The organism is Stenotrophomonas sp. PFBMAA-4, assembly GCF_030053215.1.
In the GTDB taxonomy this organism is placed as follows: Bacteria; Pseudomonadota; Gammaproteobacteria; order Xanthomonadales; family Xanthomonadaceae; genus Stenotrophomonas.
On sequence record NZ_JASGBW010000078.1, the window covers coordinates 1 to 453 of the forward strand.

Consider the following 453-nt stretch of genomic DNA (forward strand, 5'->3'; position numbering starts at 1 on the left):
CCAGTACCAGGAAAGCGACCTGGCCTTCATCCAGCGCCTGCTGGCCGAAGAAGGCATCTATTACTGGTTCGAGCATGCCGGCGAGCCCGGCGGCGCGGACTTCGGCACGCACACGCTGGTGCTGGCCGACCACAGCCACGACACCGCCGAGCTGGGCGTGGTGCGTTTCCACCGCCGCGACGAGAGTGAGCGCAGCGACAGCGTGCAGCAATGGTCCACCGCCAACCGCTGGCGGCCGGGCAAGGTCGAGCGCGCCACCTGGGATTACCGCACCCTGGAGCGCCGCCAGGCCAGTGCCGAGGCCGGGCAGGGCAACGACCTGGGCATCATCGACCGTGATACCTGCGGTCCTTACGGCTGGCAGGACAATGCCCGCGGCCAGCGCCGCGCACAGCAGCACCTGGATGCACTGCGCGTGCGCGCGCAGACCATCGACGGTGCCGGCCAGTGGCG

1 protein-coding gene is annotated in these 453 nt (G+C 70.0%); it reads left to right on the top strand.

Translation table 11 applies throughout. From position 1 onward, the window contains the following. Positions 1–453, top strand: a 453-nt coding sequence (locus QMZ26_RS21230) for a phage late control D family protein (protein ID WP_283222597.1), incomplete at both ends; no start/stop codon positions are given.